Genomic DNA, 16,618 nt, shown 5'->3' with positions numbered 1-16,618 from the left:
GGGCTTTTCTTCGAGCACGAAAACCAGTCGCGCCTACCCGGTCTACCTAGACCTGCGTCACTAGTTTGAGACCTTGAGTCCAACACGCAGCTATCGGCCAATTTGAGCCAATGCTGACCGACAGCCTGGGCTGCTTGAAGACATTCGGGTATGAGCAAAGCGTGGCACAGTTTCCGGGGATATTTCGACGTCGTAGCGTCGCCGCGGCAAGGAGTTTTAGTGAGTTGGCATGGCTGGGGGATAGCAGTTGCGAGAGAAATAAATCTCATTCGCCATTTTTATGACGCTCGTCTGAAAATCGTCGGATAAATGGCGCTTCGCGTTGAGCTTTTACCTTCCTGACCTAGGCTCAAGCCATGTGGGAGGAGGTGCAGTCCATGCGCAAATTATTGATTGGCTCGTCGATGCTGGCCTGTCTGATGGTGCTTGGCGGCTGGTTGAGTCGACCACAGCCGTTGCCGGTCAGGCTGCTAGAGGTTGAGCGGGGGCCGGTGGAGACGCTGGTGGCCAACACTCGCGCGGGTACGCTGAAGTCCTGTCGACGCTCGCATCTGTCCTTCAATGTCGGCGGCCAGGTTGCCGAGTTGCTGATCGGCGAGGGCCAGCGGGTTCAGCCGGGTCAGGTGCTCATGCGCCTGCGACAGGACGAGCAACAGGCCCGGCTGCAGGAGGCCGAGGCGCGGCTGGAGGCCCAACGCAACGCCCGCGAACAGCGCTGCCAGCAGGCTAATCTGGACCGGCGCGACCTAGATCGCCTGGGCCTTCTGGCCGACCGCAAGTTGATTGCCGCCGATCGCCTCGATCAGGCCGAGACCAAGGCTCACCTGGCGAAGCTGATGTGCAGTGCCACTGCCGTGCTGATCCGCGAGGCCGACGCCAGCCTGCAGTTGCAGCGTTCACTGCTGGAGCAGACGACCCTGCGTGCGCCATTCGCCGGCATAGTCGCAGAAATCAACGGCGAACTCGGCGAGTTCGTCACCCCTTCGCCGCCGGGTATTCCCACGCCGCCGGCGATCGACCTGATCGACGACAGCTGCCTGTATGTCGAGGCGCCGATCGATGAGGTGGACGCTGCCCGGGTTCGCCCCGGAACCGCCGTGCGGATCAGCCTGGATGCCTTCCGTGGCCAGCATTTCGCCGGCCGCGTCAGCCGCATCGCGCCCTATGTGCGTGAACTGGAGAAGCAGGCGCGCACCGTCGATGTCGAGGTGCGCTTCGACCAGCCGCCGGCCGATCTGGTCCTGCTCACCGGCTATAGCGCCGATGTCGAGATCCTCTTGGAGCAGCGCGCACGTGCTTTGCGCATCCCCACCGAGACCCTGCTGGAGGGGCAGCACGTGCTGCGATATGACCCGACCACCCGGGTGTTACGCGAGGTGGAGGTGCAAACCGGGTTGAGCAACTGGCGCTGGACCGAGGTGCTCGCAGGGCTGGACGAGGACGCGCGTATAGTCGCCAGCCTCGAGCAGGAAGGGCTCAAGGACAACGTGGCGGTGATCCCGGTGGATGCGGCGGAGACTGAGCAATGATCCGTCTGCGCGGCGGTAGCCGCAGTTTCCAGTTGGGCGAGCAGCAGGTGATGGGGCTGGACGGCCTGGATCTGGACATCGCCGCCGGTGACTACATGGCGGTGATGGGCCCGTCGGGCTCGGGCAAGTCGACCCTGCTGAACATCCTCGGTTTGCTCGATGCGCCGAGCGCCGGCGAATACTGGCTGCAGGGCGAGGCCACGGCGACGCTGAGCGAGGCGCGGCGCGCCCAATTGCGCAGCCAACTGATAGGTTTCGTGTTCCAGTCCTACCACCTGATCGCACGGCTGACGGTGCTGGAAAACATCGAGCTGCCGATGGTCCTCGCTGGCATCGGCGCGGCGCAACGGCACAAGCGCAGCAGCCAATTGGTGGCGCGCCTGGGGCTGGGCGAGCGCATTGCCCACCGCCCTGCCGAGCTGTCCGGTGGTCAGCGCCAGCGCGTCGCCATCGCCCGGGCGATGGTCATGCAACCGGCGCTGTTGTTGGCCGACGAGCCCACCGGCAATCTCGATAGCCAGGCCGGCGCCGAGGTCTTCAGCCTGCTGGAGGAGCTCAACGGCGAGGGCCTGACCCTGATAGTGGTGACCCACGACGCCAGCCTGGGCGCCCGCGCGCAGCGCCAATTACACATGCGTGACGGGCGGATCCACACTGCTGCGCCGCAGCGGGCGCTGACCTGATGCGCGCTGCCGATGCCCTGGGCTTCTGGCTCGGCGCCTTGCGTGGGCATCGCTCGCGTAGCTTGATGCTGCTGCTGGCCATCTCTATCGGAGTGGTTGCGGTCAATCTGCTCACCGGTCTCGGCGCGGGGGCACAGGCCTTCGTCCTGAACGAGTTCTCGCTGCTCGGGCGCGACATCCTGATCGTTTTCCCGGGCCGCAAGGAAACCACGGGGCGCATGCCGCCGCTCACCGGCCTGACGCCGCACGAATTGACCTTGCAGGACGTCCAGGCCATCACCCAGTTGCCGGGCATCCGCCGGGTCGCGCCGCTGCAGGCCGGGCAGATGGAGGTGATAGTCGGCAACCGCAATCGTGAGGTGCTGACCCTGGGCACCACCCGGGACTTCTTCGCCATTCGCCAACTGACGGTCGTCCAGGGCCAACCCCTGCCGGCGCTGGACCCTGAGCAGGCCGAGGCCGTCTGCGTGATCGGCGGCAAACTCCGGCGCGAGCTATTCGGTGCGCGCCCGGCCCTGGGTGAATGGCTGCGCGCCGGCGACCGGCGCTTCCGGGTGGTCGGCATCCTCGGTGAGCGGGGCGAATCCCTGGGGATGGATTTCGCCGAGATGTTGATCATCCCGGTGGCCAGTGCCCAGGCCTTGTTCAATCGCGAGGGGTTGTTGCGGGTGTTTGTCGAGGTGCGTGGTCCGAGCTTTCTCGACCGTAGCAAGCGGCTGATACTCGCCGCGCTCAAGGAGCGCCACGAGGGTAAGGAAGACATCACCCTGATCAGCCAGGACAGCCTGCTCAGCGCCTTCGACGACATACTCGGGGTGCTGACCCTGGCGGTCGCCGGGATTGCCGCGATCAGCCTGCTGGTGGCAGGCATCCTGATCATGAACGTGACCTGGATTGCGGTGAGCCAGCGCAGCGCCGAGATCGGCCTGCTCAAAGCCATAGGTGTGACGGCGGCGCAGCTGCGCCTGCTGTTCCTCGGCGAGGCGGCGTTGCTCGCACTGACGGGGGCGCTGGCGGGGCTACTTCTGGCCGAAACCTTGCTCTGGCTGGGGCGCCTGGCGTTCGATCTGCCGCTCTATGCACCCTGGTGGGCGCGGGCTAGCGCAGTGCTGCTGGCACTCGGCACGGCGCTGCTGTTCGCCTGGCTGCCGGCCGCTCGGGCCTCGGCGCTGGAGCCGGTGGCGGCGCTACGCCCGCCGGGAGCGCACTGATGCGCTGGCAAGATGGTTTCCGGCTGACCAGCTCGGCGCTGACCTGTCGCCCCTTGCGCAGCCTGCTGACCCTGCTCGGGGTAGCGATCGGGATAGCTGCCGTGGCGCTGCTCACGGCCATAGGCGAAGGCGTGCGCGGCTATGTGCTGGAGAACTTCTCGCAGTTTGGTACGCGGATCATCACCGTGCGCCCGGGCAAGACCCAGACCAGCGGCCTCGGCGGTCTGCTCGGCAGCGTACGGCCACTGACTATCAGTGATACCGACGCCCTGCGGCGCTTGCCGCATGTCGAGGCGGCGGTGCCGATCATTCAGGGCAGCGGGGATATCCAGTTCGGTCAACTGAGCCGGCGCAGCGACATTCTCGGTGGCGGCCATCAGCTGGCGCAGGCCTGGCGCATGCAACTGAGCCTGGGCGAGTTCCTGCCCGTGGCCCGTGACGGTCGTTCGCCTCCCTATGTGGTGCTCGGCCATCAGTTGCGTGTCGAGCTGTTCGGTGAACGCAATCCGCTGGGCGAGCTGATCCGCGTCGGGGGCGTGCGTTTCCGGGTGATAGGCGTGATGGCGGAAAAGGGCCAATTGCTCGGTTTCAACCTCGACGATATCGCCTACATCCCGGTGGATTGGGCCGAAAGCCTGTTCAACCGCACCGGGGTGGTCAAAGTCCATGTGGTGTTCGGCGCCGGCACCACTTCGCGGGCGTTGAGTCGGCAGATTCGCCAGGTGCTCGGCGAACGACACGGCGTGGAAGACTTCAGTCTGAGCACCCAGGACGACATGCTGCGCAGCTTCAACCGCGTTCTCGGCACCCTGAGCCTGGCCATCGGTGCCTTGGGGGGCATTTCCCTGTTGGTCGGCGCCGTCGGCATTCTCACCATCATGACGACCACTGTGGGCGAGCGCACGGCGGAAATCGGCCTGTTGCGGGCGATTGGTGCCAGTCCGCGGCAGGTGCTCGGGCTGTTTCTCGCCGAAGCGACACTGCTGTCCCTGGCCGGTGGTCTGCTTGGTCTGCTGTTGATGGGCCTCCTGCTCGGACTACTGCATCTGGCCATGCCGAGCCTGCCCTTGGCGCTGCAGCCGCTGTTTCTGCTGCTGGCGCTGCTGCTGGCGGCGGTGCTCGGCATTCTCGCCGGCATGGCTCCGGCACTGCGGGCGGCCCGCCTGCATCCGGTGGCGGCTCTGCGCAGTGAATAGCGGCCAGGCCAATGAGCCTGACGGGCTAGCTGTACGCTGCGTGACGATAACGCCGGCGCTGGGCCGGTGATTTTAATTGGTTGGCAGCGGCAAAAACTGAGTGCAACACCTGACCGCTTCGGTTGGGTGTTGCCATGTTTTATCACGACCTCAGCGTTGAAGAGCGCGTCACGATCCAGATCGGCCAACTGCACGACATGAGCCAGCGCGAGATCGTCCGTCTGTTGAACTTTGGCCCCGACTGGCGGGGCTTTAGTTAACCTGAGCGACATTTCCTATTGGTTTGCCTTGTGGTTCGCTTCTTCGCGCCAGTTGCTTTCAGCGCTAGCCATAAGGGCAGGATTTTCACCCGCCCTCCCCCCGATTGCCTAACCTCGCAGGAAAGCGAGCAAATCGGCGTTGATCGTATCGGCGTTCGTTGTAGGCATTCCGTGTGGGTAGCCCGAGTAGGTTTTCAGCGTGCTGTTCTGCAAGAGTCTGGCTGACAAGAGCCCGGAGTTTTCATAAGGCACGATCTGATCATCATCACCATGCATCACCAGCACGGGGATCTTGATGCTCTTCAGATCGTCGGTAAAGTCGGTCTGGGAAAAGGCTACGATCCCGTCGTAATGTGCCTTTGCACAGCCCATCATGCCTTGGCGCCACCAGTTCAGGATGATGCCCTCAGACGGTTTGGCGCCCGGGCGGTTGTAACCGTAGAAAGGTCCCGCTGGAACGTCGTGGTAGAACTGTGCACGGTTGGCTTTGAGCTGGGCCTGCAAGTCATCGAAAACCGACTTCGGCAAGCCACCTGGATTAGCCGGGGTCTGCACCATCAGCGGAGGCACGGCGCTGATGATGGCGGCCTTGGACACTCGGTCTTCGCCGTGGCGAGCAATGTAATGAATGACTTCACCACCGCCGGTGGAGTGCCCCACATGGGCTGCGCCCTGCACGCCAAGATGGTCGACTACGGCCGCGACGTCATCAGCATAGTGATCCATGTCGTGCCCGTCCCAGACCTGGCTGGATCGCCCATGACCGCGTCGGTCGTGTGCAACCACCCGGTAGCCGTTCGCCAGGAAAAAAAGCATTTGCGCATCCCAGTCGTCCGCGCTGAGCGGCCATCCGTGATGGAAAAAGACCACTGGGGCATCGCGTGGTCCCCAGTCTTTATAAAAGATCTCAACACCGTCCTGCGTAGTGACATAACCCATGTTCGCATCTCCCGAATGAAATGGAGGCCATGACCAGAATCGTGTACTGATCGTGCCCCTTGTTGAACAAGTGCAGCCCACCCCATAGGCGGTTCTGAGACGGGTCCTGGTCCGGCTTTCGCCTATCCCTGCATTCCATGGCGTTTGAGCAACGCATGACATCCGCGCCGCTTGGCCACCAAATCACTTTAGGTTTAAAGTCAACTTTAAGGTCAATGGTTTTCTGGGGGGAATATGAGAATAGGCGAACTGGCGAAAATCAGCGGATTGGCGCCTTCACGTATTCGTTTCTACGAAGCGAGCGGCCTGATTAAATCTGTCGTGCGCAAAGCCAATGGGTATCGGGACTACGCACCGGACACGGAGTGGGTTCTGGAGATCATCACGGGCGCTCAGGCGGCGGGTTTTTCATTGGAAGAAATCCGACAATTGCTGCCGATGAATGCGAACGGTTGGCAGCATGAAGAGTTGCTCAGCGGGCTCAAACGCAAGGTTGAGGAAATCGAAGTCCTGCAGCAACGGCTGGCCCAGAATAAAGCGCAACTTCTTCTGGTTATCGAGGGCATTGAAAGCAAGCCGGAAGGCATGGGTTGCGTGGACAACACGCAGTTGTTATTGCATCGCCTGCGCGAGGAAGGTGTGGCGGCAGCACCGCGCGGCCGTGATACCGCATCGTCCAAGTAAGGCGTCACCTGTCAGGCTTTTGAGGCCTGACAGATTTTTGCCGGCGGGTTTAGTTAGTGCGTGTCCGCCAGTACCGCTAACGGCTTCGGCGCGTAGAGCGCACTTTGGAACGCCGGCACGTATTCGTACTTCATCATTTTCCCCAGCTTCAAGGAGCGGATGTAGTTCGACAGGCTGCCGTCGCCCAGCGTGAGAGTTGCCGAATCCTCGTTTCTGCTGGAGCCATGGCTGAGCTGGCGGGAAACAGCATATCCATAGGCTAACCGGCCCTGGTGATCGAGATTGGTGAAACTGCTGGTGACGATATCGACGTCACTGGACAGGTCGTCGAGCTTCTGCGCTTTGAAGGACACGTCCACTTTGCCGGTCTCGCTATCGGTAATGTCATAGACCACCGATTGGGCATCTTCTTTGCGGTCAATCCCCGTCAGCCATTTCGGCAGGTTGTAACCGACGACACCACGAACCCTCGCAAGCTCTGTATTGACCGGCAACTTGAGTACATAACCCCAGAAGTCTCCAGACATCGACTGGCCAACCAGCGTGAACGGCCCCAGATTGGCTTTGCCCGGTTTGTTGGTGATGATCGACACCGCGACTTCGTTATAGGCGTCGTTATCGCAGTGCTCATAGGTGTACGCGGTAAACGCAATCAGACCTCGACCAGGCCAGATTTGCAGAGGCTGGGCGGTTGCCAGAACTTCGGGTGGCATCAGTGCCCGGAGCTTGTCCAGATCTGCCGTATAAACAGCCGTTACGCGACTGTTCTGGTAGTAAAAGTTTGGCGAGAACGATTCAAAGCCTATGTCGACCTTGTTCTTCTCCAACCCTTTGAACCAGCTCAAATCAACGCCCGGTACTTCTGCTGCAATCACCGACAAAGGAGGGTTGGAGCGAAAGCGATCGTACAAACCGCCCTTGACGACGGGCACCTGGTGACCGGCGATATCGATCATGGCTGTGTCGGTCGGGCTGGGCATTTCAGGCATTCCCGCCAACGCATGGTTGGCGAACGTGTTGAACAGCAATCCTGTTAAAACGGCGCTTGCGAGTTTCAATCTGTCTCTCTCCAGGTGATTGCATCTGCTTGATGGCGTCGGCCAGGGCCGGCTTCTGAGGCCAGCTTGAAATCACCTTAACGTTAAACTGAACTTTAAGGTCAAGCGCTGGAAAGGCAGATTTTCAGTTTGTTCGCAGCAGCGTTTTCAACGTGCCATCGACCAGGATTCAGCGATTCGCGATTGAGGGTTTTGGCCCTTCAGCGGTGATGGCAAATGGAGTGAATGGCTCACCCGCCTGTCCTCAACCTGATGAGTCCATATACAGACGCCCAGAAGCTCAACCGCGGACCAAATAGGCCCCTGGCGGAACCCGATGTCGCAGCTTCTTGCATTTACCGGGTGCGGGCTGATGCCCCGGCGGGCGATCCGGGAACCAGATTCGGCATTTGCCCGGCGGCGGCCAATGGCCGCGGGGAATCTCGACCGCATCGTTTGTACCCGCAGGCTCGGTGGAAGCCATTTGCATGTTTCCTTCGGGTCCCGGCCTGCCCAATACCGGAACTGCCTCTGCGCGAGCGAAGCTGCCAGCGTCGCGCCCAGCATTCTGAGCGGGTTGTTCAGCAATGCTGATTTCTTCTTCGCTGCGCCTTTGGGTTTCCACTTCCGGCTTGTTCAGTACGGCGCCCCTGTCTGCGTTGGCACTGGGTGGGATACCGGAAGCCTGGGCCTGCTGCGCAGCCTGTATCAATTGCAAGTTGCGGTTACGTAACTCGACGTTACGACCCACCCGAATGTTAGAGCGCATCGCCAAGTTTTCAGCCTGCTGGTACTGCCCCTGCTGAAGACGCAACACACCGAGGTAATGCAGCGTCGCGGGATTGTTCGGCTGGATATGCAGGGCTCGCTCCAGCGTGGCAGCAGCCTGGTCCAACTGGCCATTTTCATACTGCCGCGAAGCCGTTTCGATCAAGGTGGTTGATGCGCTGTTGCTTTGCGCTGTCGCTCTTCGCTCAGCAGCCACCGAATAAAGCGACGCGCTGGCGCATAACGCCAGGATGAAACCTGTCAGAAAACGTTTGGTTGGCATCAGTGGGCGAACTCGATTGATCTCTCGTGGCACGATCGTACAACCGACCACAGCACTCGATACAGGGCTCCAACTGACCTGCCCGGCAGCCTGAAGTTCCCGCTGCAACGACCAGCGTAACCCGTGTTTTTTTTGCCACCCCTTCACTAAGCGTGAGGGTTGATGCAACTTAAAAGCGCTGGTGATATCGACCTTGAGCTGCGCACCGATCCATGGCCGGGGCGGCACCTAAAACGGACTGGCTACACCAATCAACTGTAGGAGCCGGCTTGCTGGCGATGGCGATGTGTCAGTCAACGCATGTATTGGCTGAACGGACGCTATCGCCAGCAAGCCGGCTCCTACAGGGATTCGCGTGTGCTTTTGATTTTCACCACTCATCAGGTAGAGCGTTAGCTCGCCTTCAGCTTTTGATCTGAGCGCCCCCTCGAGGGCATGCCGAGCCACAGCGAGGCTCAAGCGGACAGGCTATTTAGACATGACACCAATCCCTTGTAGGAGCCGGCTTGCCGGCGATGGACGTCAACGATAACGCGGGGTGTCTGAATGAACGCGTCGTCCAGACGCTTTTCGCCGGCAAGCCGGCTCCTACAGGGATTCGCGTATGCTTTTGATTTCCACCACTCATCAGGTCGAGCGTTAGCTCGCCTTCAGCTTTTGATCTGAGCGCCCCTCGAGGGCATGCCGAGCCACAGCGAGGCTCAAGCGGGCAGGCTACTTAGACATGACACCAATCAACTGTAGGAGCCGGCTTGCTGCGGGCGGCGTTCCGACGATAGCGGTGGGTCAATCGACACATCTGTCGCCTGAAAGGACGCCATCGTCGGAACGCCACCCGCAGCAAGCCGGCTCCTACAGGGGGAACGTGTGCAGACGCCGGTAGGCCGCTTCGCCCCCCATCCATTAGACAAAGCTCACCATCAAGCCACACGCTCAACCGTATCCGAACCGCTCTTCTTGCCTGCGCCACTCCAGCGCACCAAAACGAATCGAACAACTTTGTTCCACCCATACGCGACCCCGATGCCACCTACGACGGCAAAGACCACCGCGACCCCAGGCAGGTCAACAATATGCCGAGCCAGGGACTGAAATTGAAAATGCGTCAGATAAATAAACAGCGTTGACGATGCAACTAGCGCAAGCCCCCGGGCGATGAGACCTGGCACCGGAATTGACTTGACCCAAATCAGAGAGAGAACTGCAGGGATGGCGATATCAACATAATCCTTCGCAACTTCCTGCGCCCCCGTCCCGAAGATTGCCAGAAGATCCTCCCCACCCATCACAACCACAGCAACCGCACTGACGATCCACTTCTGGGCACTTGAATGAGCGTAGTGAACGGCCATTCCAAGCACCATGACTGCAAGATAATGCTGTGGCACGCGGTTATAGAGCGGTGACGCGTCAAACAGAAACGCACTGATCACAATGTCGGCCACGGCCAATGCACATGCCGCCAGAACAAGGCAGCGAAACGGGTTCGCAACAATGATGTTCCTGACGCGCTCGAACGACAGAACAAACCCGATGATGACAATCATCTGCAGGAGCACTTCAACATACCAGTAGGCAAAGCCGCCCATCATCGTCGGTGGAAACCAGTTGGAGATCAGCAACATCGTTTGCCAATGAACCTGGTCGAACAGTATCTGATTCAAAAGTGTGTAAAGGATGGTCGGCACCGCAATAAAGACCACTGACCTGACCAGCGTACGCACATTGCCGCGTTCATTGATGGCTTGAAACTGGAACCTCGCCAGACTGATACCCGAGATCAGAAACAATACCGTCGTCTCCCCGACCACTGACCAGGTCGAGAACAGATGAAGATGCCCAATGACAATCAGGATTATCGAGATAACACGTAAAAGGACAGGGACTTCCATTGCCCTGATGGACAACTTTGAACTGCTGGTTTTACCGGCCAGCCCACACAGTTCATGTACCGGTGTCATTTCCCATTGATCGGGCAGATGGCCGATCAATTCTTCAAGCACCATTGAGGCCTGAACGAACGACAGCGAATCCCCACCCAGTTCGACAAACGTCAGGTTTGCGTCGATGCGCGGGACCTGGAGTATTTCGGCCCAAGCCTGCGTCAGTTTTAACGCAAGCGGCGATAGATCCCGATCGGAATGGTTGGACGCCGCCTCTGTGTTGGCGGCTATCCGCGGCAGCGCCCGCCTATCGATCTTTCCGTTCGGCGTCAGTGGAATCGCATCCAGAAAGACGAACAACGCCGGCACCATGTATTCCGGGAGCCGAGTGTTGAGGTGCTCACGCAGTTCACCCGTTGAAACAGCGTTGATTGAAACGCAATAGGCCACCAGCCTGACCTGCGCGTTGTCATTGACGGCAAGCACAACGCACTGCTTGATCAGCGGATGTTTCGAAAGTGCGCCTTCGATTTCAGCCAGCTCAATGCGATGTCCGCGAATCTTGACCTGACTATCGCCCCGCCCCAGAAAGCTGACTCTGCCATCTGAAAGATAAGTCCCAAGGTCGCCGGTTCTATAACAAATGTCGTTCTCGACATTGGTAAACGGATTCACCACAAACTTTTCCCGGGTTTGCGCGATGTCCTCCCAGTAACCCTGCGCCAAGTAAGGGCTGCGTATCAGGATTTCTCCGACCTCACCTTCATGCACCAATTGACGGGTGTCATTCACGACCAGCAATTGCGCGTTTTTAATGCCTCTACCCAGTGGAATCCTGGAATTGTCGGCTTCAGGGTCGACGTGGTGGTACGCCATTGCCTGAGGCGTTTCCGTCGTACCGTAAAAATTGACACTGACGGCATTGGGGGCGATCACGCACATTTGCTCGAACAGCGAAATGCCTAATGCATCGCCACCCCAGAACAAGTATCGAAGCGCGTTGAATCTTGCACCCTGAAGTGTTGCGCCGGTTCCTATCAGCCTTCCCAACGGCGGCGTCAGATGAATAATCGAAATGGCATTTTTTTGTATCCACGCCGCCAATGCCACAGGGTCTATGACGGTCGACTGTGCGGGAACGATAACTTTTGCGCCAATCGACAGCGGGGTAAATACATCCCGGTACACAGGGTCATGCCCCAGCCCGGACAGCAGCGAAAAGCAATCGTCTTTTGACAAGGAATGGCGCTGGGTATGCCACTCAATGAAATGCACCAACGGCGCATGAGTGGCCACGATGCCCTTCGGTTCGCCAGTGCTGCCCGAAGTGAAGGTGATATAGGCCGGCTGCGCAGGGTCGACTTGCGGCAAGGCATGTTGGTGAAAGGCGAACTCACGCAATGAATCGGCGGGGTTTTCCGCAATGCTGACGATCCGTGGAGCCGGACGCCCGGCCTCCAGGTGTTCGGAATCGAGATCGACGGTGGCCCCACCGCAAAGCAGGACAAAGGAAGGCTTTAGCATTCGGATGATTTGCCCGATGCGCGCAGGTGGATACGCAACGTCGGCAACGGTGAACGTCGACCCGGCACGCAAGGCGCCGAGCATTGCATAGACCAACCCCGCACAGCGATTGGAAACAATAACCACCCGGTCGGATTCGGTCGCGCCATTGACCTTCAGGAAGGACGCAATGCCATGGCTTATCTGTTCAAGCTGACGATAACTGCACGTCGCGTCGTGAGAGACGACCGCAATGGCGTCAGGCGAGCGCTGTGCCTGTTGCAAGAAGTCCATGAATATCGGGCGATCGGCACAATACTCCAGATTAAGCGTCGGATTTGGGCGATGATCCTGCATCTTGGATTTATGCTCCGCATGATCTGTACGAGGTTAACGTCGTGATCCGGAAATGCAGACTGAGGTTAGTCCCCCTCACCTCAGTCTGCTACCTTTCCCCCGTTCATTGCGTACCCGGCATCCTGGAGACATCGCATGCGCCCTCTTCGCACCATCGCCCGCCCCTGGCTGCAATCGCTGCTGTTGCTGGGCAGCGTCCTGGCGGGCATGTCCAGTGCCGAGCCGCGGCCGGGGCACATGGTCTATCTGCGCGCGATTGATCCGAGCATCGAGCAAGACATTCGCTACGCCAGCCCCCACAACTTCACCGGTCACCCACTCGACGGTTATGCCGCCGCCGAATGCCTGTTGACGCTGGACGCTGCCAGGGCGCTCGCCCGGGTACAAGCGTCGTTGCGTGCGCAAGGCTACGGTTTGAAGGTGTTTGATTGTTATCGACCGAATCGGGCGGTGGCCGATATGGGCCGCTTTGCCACCGAACCGGGCGACCCTCGCAAGGCCGAGTTCTACCCGCGCGTGGACAAGCAGGACTTCTGGCGTCTGGGGTATGTGGCGCGGGTGTCGAATCACTCCAGAGGCTCGACCGTGGACCTGACACTCACCGGGCCCAAGGCGTTGCCCGCCAGCGCCTGGACGCCCTCGGCCACGCAGGTCGATTGCACCGCCCCCTACGATCAGCGCTGGCATGACGGCGCACTCGACATGGGCACCGGCTTCGATTGCTTCGATGAGCGGGCGCATACCGCCAACCCGACGATCAATGCGACCGCGCAGGACAATCGCCAGCGGCTCGGCAGCGCCATGGCAAAAGAGGGTTTCTCCGGGTACTCGAAAGAATGGTGGCACTTCACTTATGGCAGCGCACAGGCACCGAACAACGTGATGGATTTCCCCATCACGCCGCTCGACGCCAATGCCGCACTCGACGCCAGCCATCAACTGATTGTGGTCACCACAAAAAACTGGGATGACCTGCAAGGCAGCGCCCAGCGCTATGAACGCGACGGGAACACCTTCCGCAAATATGGCGAGGCGTTTGCGGTGGTGGTCGGCAAAAACGGCATGGCCTGGGGCAAAGGGTTGGACAACGTTGGGCCAGGCGCAGAACCCGTCAAACACGAAGGCGATGGAAAAGCCCCGGCCGGGATTTTCACGCTGGGAACAGCGTTCGGTTACGAGACCAGCGCCGACACGAAACTGCCCTACCTCGCCCTGACAGCGACCACCGAATGCGTGGACGACAGCCATTCCGGACACTACAACACCCTGGTCGACGGCGCCGCGATGCCCAAGGACTGGAACAGCTCAGAACGCATGCGCAGCGAAGAAGGCTATCGAAAAGGCATTGTCATCGAGCACAACACACCCGCGTCCCCCGCCTCGGGCTCGTGCATCTTTTTCCACATCTGGCGTAGCCCGACATCGCCGACGGCGGGTTGCACAGCCATGGATCAGGCGGACATCAGCCGATTGTTCGACTGGCTCGATCCGCAGCAGTCTCCCCTGCTGGTGCAAATGCCCGAGGCGCAATACGAGCACGTTCGCGAGCGCTGGAACCTGCCGGCGCGGTGATCGATCAGCCCTGCTTCAAATCCAGGCAATACGTGTAGTAACCCGTATCGCGCACATAGCCCAAGGCTTCATACAACCGCTGCGCACCGTGATTGTCCGTGGCGGTTTCCAGCACCAGGCCTTTGGCGCCGCTCAACACCGCGAAGTCGCGCGCGGTGTTCATCAGCCGCGTTGCGACCCCGCGTCCTCGGGCGGCAGGCGCGGTGAACAGGTCGCCGAGCAGCCAGGTGCGATGCGCGTCGATAGACGAAAAAGTCGGGAACAACTGGACGAAACCCAGTGCTCCGCCGTCGGCGTCCCGGGCGAAGAAGATCACGGATTCATCCCGGGCAATGCGCTCGGCGATAAAGTGGCGGGACTGATTCAGGTTCGAGGGCTGGCCATAGAACCCCCGATAGGCATCGAAGAGGCTGGCGACTTGATCGATGTGCGTTGCGTCGGCGCGATGTACCTGAACATCCATCTCAATGGTCTCCGTGCGGTTCACGTCTCAGGGTAGTAGTACCGCTTGTTGATGATGACCCAGCGATCATCGATCTTCAGTAACGACAGGTAATCGGTAAACCTCATCCCCGCATAATCATCGATGATTTTTACGGCGGCGGCGTCGCCTGTTATGTCCAGGTCAATCACTTCCCAAAAAGGCTTCACCTCTTTTGCCGCCGGGCCTTCGGTTTTGATCGCGTCGACAAACTCATCAAGGGACAGCCATTCAAGCGCTTTTTGGAAGTGACCGATGATGCGACAAGACGGATGAAATGCTTTTCGCAACGAGGCTTCGTCAGCGAAGACCATACCCTCGACATAGTGTTTGACGGCTTCTTTGACAGACTCTTTTTCCGCGGAATCAGTTGTCATGTCTCACCTCCACTTCTGCTAACGCATTCTGGATTGTTCGCAAGGGCGCCCGCGAACGATCAGGTCGTTTGGTCGAACGGATCTTGCGGGCAATGTCCACAAACGGCGTGACGATCAGGCTGTAAACCGTCAGGTAACGCTCAGAATCCTGATCACCGGTGCCGAACCGCAGGGCTTCGGGTTTCGACGTGGTGACGTAGAGCGTGCCAAACATCCAGTCCCACAATGACAGGTTGATGCTGAAGTTCTTGTTGAAATGGTGCGGTGCGTCGCTGTGATGAATCTGGTGCTGGGCCGGGCTGTTCAGCACATGTTCGAACACCGGGCCGAACGACAGCCAGACATGACTGTGACGCAGGTTTCCCACCAGCCCGTTGAGGATGAACACCAGCCAGGTCACGCCGAACAAAGTATAGCGGCTGATCTCGCCGCCGCAGGCGTACCAGAAGACGCCGGCATAGGCGCCGATGCCGATGATCGTCGAGAGCTTTTCGACAATCTTTTCCACGAAATGAACCCGGCTGGCGGTCGCTGGAACCAGCACCGGCGCCGAATGATGGACCTTGTGGAATGCCCACAGCCATCGGGAATGAAAGGCGCGGTGCGCCCAGTAGGCCATGAAGTCTTTCACCAGGAAAACGCCCAGCCCGTAGAGCAAGGACAGTGAAAGATTCTGCTCCACTTGCACCCGCGCGCCCCAGAGGTTGGTGAAAAAGGCGATGTAGTCTCCGGAGCGCAGGACAAGCGGGTCCACCAGACCGACAATCGGCAACACTAACGCCACTTTCAGAATCGCCCGCACGAAGTAGTAGCGGTAATCGAGCAACGCCGAACGATGGAAATACACCCGACGCCCGCCGATGAACTGCCCGAACGACTGCGCGTCGGTGAGACCTCGATGTTTCCTGAACCGGAACAGGGCGTAAGCGATGCTGTAAGACGAGAACAGAAACAGTACACCCATGCGCCCGTTCAGATCGAAAAGGCCCAGGAACTGGCGAGTGACGGGCTCGATCACCCACTCGGTCAGGCCGTTAAAAAGCAGCACAAGGGCATCCACCAGGAGCTTGCCTCCCTCAAAGAAAAGGTATTGGAATTTAACCGCAACAGAGAACGGTTCTTAAGTGTAGATTGAGTTCAAGCCTCTGCACATCCCCCTACTCAGAGATTGGATCTGCTTCCTCACCACAGGGTTTGCGGCTGACGTAAAGTCGCGGGACTTTCCGGAGGCCAACATGACCGAACCCACCCCCACGATCTACCTGTCCGATACATCCGACCGGGCGCTGTTCGACCGGATCGCCGATGAATTGCAGGTTTTCGATCAGGAAAAATCGATGGGTATGCACCCCAACCCGTAGGAGCCAGGCTTGCCGGCGAAGGCGTCCGTGAAATCACCATCGCCGGCAAGCCGGGCTCCTACAGGTGTGGCGTGAACCTACAATCCCCAACACCCCCGAATCCGTAGAAGCCAGGCTTGCCGGCGAAGGCGCCCATGAAATCGCCATCGCCGGCAAGCCGGACTCCTACAGGTTTTGCGTGAACCCTCAATCTCCAACACCCTCGCGATTTGTAGGAGCCAGGCTTGCCGGCGATGGCATCCGTGAAATCGCCATCGCCGGCAAGCCGGCTCCTACAGGTTTTGGGTGAACCCGCCATCCCTGACATCCCGCGATCCGTAGGAGCCGGGCTTGCTGGCGATGGCGTCCGTGAAATCGCCATCGCCGGCAAGCCGGGCTCCTACAGGGTTTGCGTGAACCCTAAATCTCCAACACCCTCGCGATTTGTAGGAGCCGGCTTGCTGGCGATGGCGTCCGTGAAATCGCCATCGCCAGCAAGCCGGCTCCTACAGGTT

The 16,618-nt window shown here is 59.7% G+C and carries 15 protein-coding genes; 8 read left to right on the top strand and 7 right to left on the bottom strand.

The window, feature by feature from the left end:
- Positions 1 to 377: 377 nt before the first annotated feature.
- The 5 genes from J4E42_RS19110 to J4E42_RS19090 all read left to right on the top strand — a co-directional run bounded on the left by J4E42_RS19110 (position 378) and on the right by J4E42_RS19090 (position 4,879).
- A complete protein-coding gene (locus tag J4E42_RS19110; protein ID WP_207285881.1) occupies positions 378 to 1,529 on the top strand; it encodes an efflux RND transporter periplasmic adaptor subunit in 1,152 nt (383 codons plus the stop codon).
- Positions 1,526 to 2,212, top strand: coding sequence for an ABC transporter ATP-binding protein (locus J4E42_RS19105; RefSeq protein ID WP_008033381.1), 687 nt, complete (start codon positions 1,526 to 1,528; stop codon positions 2,210 to 2,212). The genes J4E42_RS19110 and J4E42_RS19105 overlap by 4 nt, the downstream gene beginning before the upstream one ends.
- Complete coding sequence (locus J4E42_RS19100; protein ID WP_207285880.1) at positions 2,212 to 3,423, top strand: ABC transporter permease; 1,212 nt, start codon at positions 2,212 to 2,214, stop codon at positions 3,421 to 3,423. Before J4E42_RS19105 ends, J4E42_RS19100 begins: the two co-directional genes overlap by 1 nt.
- The gene (locus J4E42_RS19095) at positions 3,423 to 4,619 is read left to right on the top strand and encodes an ABC transporter permease (protein WP_207285879.1); all 1,197 of its coding nucleotides are present in this window, start codon (positions 3,423 to 3,425) and stop codon (positions 4,617 to 4,619) included. Before J4E42_RS19100 ends, J4E42_RS19095 begins: the two co-directional genes overlap by 1 nt.
- A gap of 134 nt (positions 4,620 to 4,753) precedes the next feature.
- The gene (locus J4E42_RS19090) at positions 4,754 to 4,879 is read left to right on the top strand and encodes a helix-turn-helix domain-containing protein (RefSeq protein ID WP_207285957.1); all 126 of its coding nucleotides are present in this window, start codon (positions 4,754 to 4,756) and stop codon (positions 4,877 to 4,879) included.
- 108 nt (positions 4,880 to 4,987) lie between these two features.
- Here the strand turns inward: J4E42_RS19090 and J4E42_RS19085 are convergent, their stop codons facing one another.
- Positions 4,988 to 5,818, bottom strand: a complete 831-nt coding sequence (locus J4E42_RS19085) for an alpha/beta fold hydrolase (protein ID WP_207285878.1) — start codon at positions 5,816 to 5,818, stop codon at positions 4,988 to 4,990.
- A gap of 234 nt (positions 5,819 to 6,052) precedes the next feature.
- Here J4E42_RS19085 and J4E42_RS19080 point away from each other — a divergent pair, with 234 nt between their 5' ends.
- On the top strand, positions 6,053 to 6,502 hold the full coding sequence (locus J4E42_RS19080) for a MerR family transcriptional regulator (RefSeq protein ID WP_008029448.1): 450 nt from the start codon (positions 6,053 to 6,055) through the stop codon (positions 6,500 to 6,502).
- 53 nt (positions 6,503 to 6,555) lie between these two features.
- Here the strand turns inward: J4E42_RS19080 and J4E42_RS19075 are convergent, their stop codons facing one another.
- The 3 genes from J4E42_RS19075 to J4E42_RS19065 all read right to left on the bottom strand — a co-directional run bounded on the left by J4E42_RS19075 (position 6,556) and on the right by J4E42_RS19065 (position 12,333).
- A complete protein-coding gene (locus J4E42_RS19075; protein WP_207285877.1) occupies positions 6,556 to 7,560 on the bottom strand; it encodes an acetoacetate decarboxylase (ADC) in 1,005 nt (334 codons plus the stop codon).
- A 280-nt stretch (positions 7,561 to 7,840) separates the two neighbouring features.
- The gene (locus tag J4E42_RS19070) at positions 7,841 to 8,590 is read right to left on the bottom strand and encodes a tetratricopeptide repeat protein (protein ID WP_207285876.1); all 750 of its coding nucleotides are present in this window, start codon (positions 8,588 to 8,590) and stop codon (positions 7,841 to 7,843) included.
- Positions 8,591 to 9,510: 920 nt separating this feature from the next.
- Complete coding sequence (locus J4E42_RS19065; protein ID WP_207285875.1) at positions 9,511 to 12,333, bottom strand: amino acid adenylation domain-containing protein; 2,823 nt, start codon at positions 12,331 to 12,333, stop codon at positions 9,511 to 9,513.
- A gap of 135 nt (positions 12,334 to 12,468) precedes the next feature.
- On the opposite strand from J4E42_RS19065, the gene J4E42_RS19060 reads away from it, so the two are divergent.
- Positions 12,469 to 13,905, top strand: a complete 1,437-nt coding sequence (locus J4E42_RS19060; protein ID WP_207285874.1) for a M15 family metallopeptidase — start codon at positions 12,469 to 12,471, stop codon at positions 13,903 to 13,905.
- Positions 13,906 to 13,909: 4 nt separating this feature from the next.
- Here J4E42_RS19060 and J4E42_RS19055 read toward each other — a convergent pair whose 3' ends face one another.
- The 3 genes from J4E42_RS19055 to J4E42_RS19045 are packed head-to-tail and all read right to left on the bottom strand — an operon-like array spanning position 13,910 to position 15,823.
- The gene (locus J4E42_RS19055) at positions 13,910 to 14,368 is read right to left on the bottom strand and encodes a GNAT family N-acetyltransferase (RefSeq protein ID WP_207285873.1); all 459 of its coding nucleotides are present in this window, start codon (positions 14,366 to 14,368) and stop codon (positions 13,910 to 13,912) included.
- A 20-nt stretch (positions 14,369 to 14,388) separates the two neighbouring features.
- The gene (locus tag J4E42_RS19050; RefSeq protein ID WP_207285872.1) at positions 14,389 to 14,763 is read right to left on the bottom strand and encodes a nuclear transport factor 2 family protein; all 375 of its coding nucleotides are present in this window, start codon (positions 14,761 to 14,763) and stop codon (positions 14,389 to 14,391) included.
- Positions 14,753 to 15,823, bottom strand: a complete 1,071-nt coding sequence (locus J4E42_RS19045) for a sterol desaturase family protein (protein WP_207285871.1) — start codon at positions 15,821 to 15,823, stop codon at positions 14,753 to 14,755. The genes J4E42_RS19050 and J4E42_RS19045 overlap by 11 nt, the downstream gene beginning before the upstream one ends.
- Before the next feature lie 175 nt (positions 15,824 to 15,998).
- Here J4E42_RS19045 and J4E42_RS29510 point away from each other — a divergent pair, with 175 nt between their 5' ends.
- On the top strand, positions 15,999 to 16,124 hold the full coding sequence (locus J4E42_RS29510) for a hypothetical protein (RefSeq protein WP_259331697.1): 126 nt from the start codon (positions 15,999 to 16,001) through the stop codon (positions 16,122 to 16,124).
- Positions 16,125 to 16,618: the final 494 nt, after the last annotated feature.

Source organism: Pseudomonas sp. FW300-N2A2 (genome assembly GCF_017351735.1).
Taxonomy (GTDB): Bacteria; Pseudomonadota; Gammaproteobacteria; order Pseudomonadales; family Pseudomonadaceae; genus Aquipseudomonas; species Aquipseudomonas migulae.
The sequence above is the reverse complement of the archived record's forward strand: the minus strand, read 5'-3'. Positions and strand labels throughout refer to the sequence as shown.